The organism is Demequina iriomotensis, from assembly GCF_000971395.1.
Lineage (GTDB): Bacteria > Actinomycetota > Actinomycetes > Actinomycetales > Demequinaceae > Demequina > Demequina iriomotensis.
Genome location: NZ_BBME01000026.1, coordinates 1 through 5,156 on the forward strand (window position 1 = coordinate 1; position 5,156 = coordinate 5,156).

The 5,156-nt window shown below is 57.1% G+C and carries 2 rRNA genes; both read left to right on the forward strand.

The annotated features are described in order from the left end of the window. Positions 1-135: 135 nt before the first annotated feature. Positions 136-1,658 (forward strand): 16S ribosomal RNA (locus tag AOM09_RS14715). A 398-nt stretch (positions 1,659-2,056) separates the two neighbouring features. Continuing rightward, a 23S ribosomal RNA gene (locus AOM09_RS14720) occupies positions 2,057-5,156 on the forward strand; the annotation flags it as partial.

A 5,156-nucleotide genomic window follows, 5' to 3' on the forward strand; every position in this document is an offset into this window, starting at 1 on the left:
GGGGGTGCAGGATTCCTTTGGTAGACAACGAAATGTCAGCAATGATGTTTTGTTCGATGTCAGAGATTAAATCGGACCTTCGGGTTCTTACTCTGTAATGTTGTATGCCGGTTTCGACCGGTTGTACGCCATTCATTTACGGAGAGTTTGATCCTGGCTCAGGACGAACGCTGGCGGCGTGCTTAACACATGCAAGTCGAACGGTGACGGAGGAGCTTGCTCCTTCTGATCAGTGGCGAACGGGTGAGTAACACGTGAGTAACCTGCCCCAGACTCTGGGATAAGCCTTGGAAACGAGGTCTAATACCGGATAAGCGGCACCACCGCATGGTGTGTGTCGGGAAAGTTTTTCGGTCTGGGATGGGCTCGCGGCCTATCAGCTTGTTGGTGAGGTAGTGGCTCACCAAGGCGACGACGGGTAGCCGGCCTGAGAGGGCGACCGGCCACACTGGAACTGAGACACGGTCCAGACTCCTACGGGAGGCAGCAGTGGGGAATATTGCACAATGGGCGCAAGCCTGATGCAGCGACGCCGCGTGGGGGATGAAGGCCTTCGGGTTGTAAACCCCTTTCAGCAGGGAAGAAGCGAAAGTGACGGTACCTGCAGAAGAAGCGCCGGCTAACTACGTGCCAGCAGCCGCGGTAATACGTAGGGCGCAAGCGTTGTCCGGAATTATTGGGCGTAAAGAGCTCGTAGGCGGTTTGTCGCGTCTGCTGTGAAAACCCGAGGCTCAACCTCGGGCCTGCAGTGGGTACGGGCAGACTAGAGTGTGGTAGGGGAGACTGGAATTCCTGGTGTAGCGGTGGAATGCGCAGATATCAGGAGGAACACCGATGGCGAAGGCAGGTCTCTGGGCCACAACTGACGCTGAGGAGCGAAAGCGTGGGGAGCGAACAGGATTAGATACCCTGGTAGTCCACGCCGTAAACGGTGGGCACTAGATGTGGGGCTCTTTCCATGAGTTCCGCGTCGCAGCTAACGCATTAAGTGCCCCGCCTGGGGAGTACGGCCGCAAGGCTAAAACTCAAAGGAATTGACGGGGGCCCGCACAAGCGGCGGAGCATGCGGATTAATTCGATGCAACGCGAAGAACCTTACCAAGGCTTGACATATACCCTCTACCCCCAGAGATGGGGGGTGCTTCGGCGGGGTATACAGGTGGTGCATGGTTGTCGTCAGCTCGTGTCGTGAGATGTTGGGTTAAGTCCCGCAACGAGCGCAACCCTCGTCCTATGTTGCCAGCACGTAATGGTGGGGACTCATAGGAGACTGCCGGGGTCAACTCGGAGGAAGGTGGGGATGACGTCAAATCATCATGCCCCTTATGTCTTGGGCTTCACGCATGCTACAATGGCCGGTACAAAGGGCTGCGATACCGTAAGGTGGAGCGAATCCCAAAAAGCCGGTCTCAGTTCGGATTGAGGTCTGCAACTCGACCTCATGAAGTCGGAGTCGCTAGTAATCGCAGATCAGCAACGCTGCGGTGAATACGTTCCCGGGCCTTGTACACACCGCCCGTCAAGTCACGAAAGTCGGTAACACCCGAAGCCAGTGGCCCAACTCGTAAGAGAGGGAGCTGTCTAAGGTGGGATTGGCGATTGGGACTAAGTCGTAACAAGGTAGCCGTACCGGAAGGTGCGGCTGGATCACCTCCTTTCTAAGGAGCACCTACCAGCCCTCGGGTTGGTCAGGATCCCACTTCAGAGCCGACAGTGCTCTGGTGGGGCTCATGGATGGAACATCGACATGCGCCGGCAGCCTTGCTGGTGATGGTCAGTACACCCTTTCGGGTTGGAACCTCCCTCACCATGCGCACAGGTTGTCGGCTGGCACGCTGTTGGGTCCTGAAGGGTCGGACGTGAAGTTCAACCTTTTCAGACCGTCAACCCCCTCGAGCAGCTGGTCTTCGGATCGGGTCTCGGGGAGTGAGGGTGCACGGTTGCGGACCACCGGATCGTCGCGAACCGCCAGTGAAGCTGGTAGGCGGACGAGGAATGGTGGGGTCGCCCGTCGTTTGAGAACTGCACAGTGGACGCGAGCATCTTTGATATCTGTGGTCAAGTTTTTAAGAGCACATGGTGGATGCCTTGGCAGTAGGAGCCGATGAAGGACGTTGTAGCCTGCGATAAGCCTCGGGGAGCTGGCAAACAAGCTGTGATCCGAGGATGTCCGAATGGGGAAACCCCGCTGGAGTCATGTCCAGTGACCCACGCCTGAACACATAGGGCGTGTGGAGGGAACGTCGGGAAGTGAAACATCTCAGTACCGACAGGAAGAGATATTCCGTGAGTAGTGGCGAGCGAAAGCGGATGAGGCCAAACCGTGCGTGTGTGATACCCGGCAGGGGTTGCACGTACGGGGTTGTGGGACCTTTCTAACCGTTCTGCCGGACGGTTGAGGAGTCAAAAATCCGTGTGATAGGCGAAGGGCATTGAAAGGCCCGGCATAGAGGGTGCGACCCCCGTAGCCGAAATCATGCGGACTCCTGAGAGTCATCCCAAGTAGCACGGGGCCCGAGAAATCCCGTGTGAATCTGCAGAGACCACTCTGTAAGCCTAAATACTACCTACTGACCGATAGCGAATCAGTACCGTGAGGGAAGGGTGAAAAGTACCCCGAGAGGGGAGTGAAATAGTACCTGAAACCGTGTGCTTACAATCCGTCGGAGCCTCCTTAGCAGGGGTGACGGCGTGCCTTTTGAAGAATGAGCCTGCGAGTTAGTGCTCAGTGGCAAGGTTAACCCGTGTGGGGCAGCCGTAGCGAAAGCGAGTCCGAACAGGGCGTTTGAGTCGCTGGGTCTAGACCCGAAGCGAAGTGATCTATCCATGGCCAGGCTGAAGCGCGGGTAAGACCGCGTGGAGGGCCGAACCCACTTGGGTTGAAAACCGAGGGGATGAGCTGTGGATAGGGGTGAAAGGCCAATCAAACTTCGTGATAGCTGGTTCTCCCCGAAATGCATTTAGGTGCAGCGTTGCGTGTTTCTTGCCGGAGGTAGAGCTACTGGATGGCCGATGGGCCCCACCAGGTTACTGACGTCAGCCAAACTCCGAATGCCGGTAAGTGAGAGCGCAGCAGTGAGACTGCGGGGGATAAGCTTCGTAGTCGAGAGGGAAACAGCCCAGAACACCAACTAAGGCCCCTAAGCGTGTGCTAAGTGGGAAAGGATGTGGAGTTGCACAGACAACCAGGAGGTTGGCTTAGAAGCAGCCACCCTTGAAAGAGTGCGTAATAGCTCACTGGTCAAGTGATTCCGCGCCGACAATGTAGCGGGGCTCAAGTACACCGCCGAAGTTGTGTCATTCACACATTGCGCTAGGCCTTCGTGGTCCAGGCGTGTGGATGGGTAGGGGAGCGTCGTGTGGCGGGTGAAGCCGCGGGGTAACCCAGCGGTGGACGCCACACGAGTGAGAATGCAGGCATGAGTAGCGAAAGACGGGTGAGAAACCCGTCCGCCGAATGACCAAGGGTTCCAGGGCCAGGTTAATCCGCCCTGGGTAAGTCGGGACCTAAGGCGAGGCCGACAGGCGTAGTCGATGGACAACGGGTTGATATTCCCGTACCGGCGAAGGACCGCCCATGACGAGGCGGACGATGCTAAACGCCCAAAGCCGGCGAACCCTTCGGGGGGAGCTCGGTGGCGCGCGTGAACCAGATCCGTAGTAGTCAAGCGTAATAACAGGGGTGACGCAGGAAGGTAGCCGAGCGTGGCGATGGTAGTCCACGTCTAAGGGTGTAGGCCGAACCGTAGGCAAATCCGCGGTTCACGAAGGCTGAGACCTGATGGTGACCCCGTATGGGGGAAATCGGTGATCCTATGCTGCCAAGAAAAACCTCGGCGCGAGGTCCTAGCCGCCCGTACCCCAAACCGACTCAGGTGGTCAGGTAGAGAATACTAAGGCGATCGAGAGAATCGTGGTTAAGGAACTCGGCAAAATGCCCCCGTAACTTCGGGAGAAGGGGGGCCTGAGGCGTGAACCACCTAGCGTGGGGAAGCGTTTGAGGGCCGCAGAGACCAGGGAGAAGCGACTGTTTACTAAAAACACAGGTCCGTGCGAAGTCGCAAGACGATGTATACGGACTGACGCCTGCCCGGTGCTGGAAGGTTAAGAGGAGGGGTCAGCCGCAAGGCGAAGCTCCGAATTTAAGCCCCAGTAAACGGCGGTGGTAACTATAACCATCCTAAGGTAGCGAAATTCCTTGTCGGGTAAGTTCCGACCTGCACGAATGGCGTAACGACTTCTCCGCTGTCTCAACCGCGAACTCGGCGAAATTGCACTACGAGTAAAGATGCTCGTTACGCGCAGCAGGACGGAAAGACCCCGGGACCTTTACTATAGCTTGGTATTGGTATTCGGTGTGGTTTGTGTAGGATAGGTGGGAGACTGTGAAGCCGGAACGCCAGTTTCGGTGGAGTCATTGTTGAAATACCACTCTGATCACTCTGGATATCTAACCTCGGTCCGTAATCCGGATCAGGGACAGTGCCTGGTGGGTAGTTTAACTGGGGCGGTTGCCTCCCAAAGAGTAACGGAGGCGCCCAAAGGTTCCCTCAGCCTGGTTGGCAATCAGGTGGCGAGTGCAAGTGTACAAGGGAGCTTGACTGTGAGACTGACAGGTCGAGCAGGGACGAAAGTCGGGACTAGTGACCCGCCGGTGGCATGTGGAAGCGCCGGCGCTCAACGGATAAAAGGTACCCCGGGGATAACAGGCTGATCCTGCCCAAGAGTCCATATCGACGGCATGGTTTGGCACCTCGATGTCGGCTCGTCGCATCCTGGGGCTGGAGTTGGTCCCAAGGGTTGGGCTGTTCGCCCATTAAAGCGGTACGCGAGCTGGGTTTAGAACGTCGTGAGACAGTTCGGTCCCTATCCGCTGCGCGCGCAGGAAATTTGAGAAAGGCTGCCCCTAGTACGAGAGGACCGGGGTGGACCAACCTCTGGTGTGCCAGTTGTTCCGCCAGGAGCACGGCTGGTTGGCTACGTTGGGAAGGGATAACCGCTGAAAGCATCTAAGCGGGAAGCCTGTTTCAAGATGAGATTTCCAACACCCTCGGGTGTGAAGGCCCCCTATAGACCATGGGGTTGATAGGCCGGACGTGGAAGCGAGGACTAACGACTCGTGAAGCTGACCGGTACTAATAGGCCGACAACTTGAC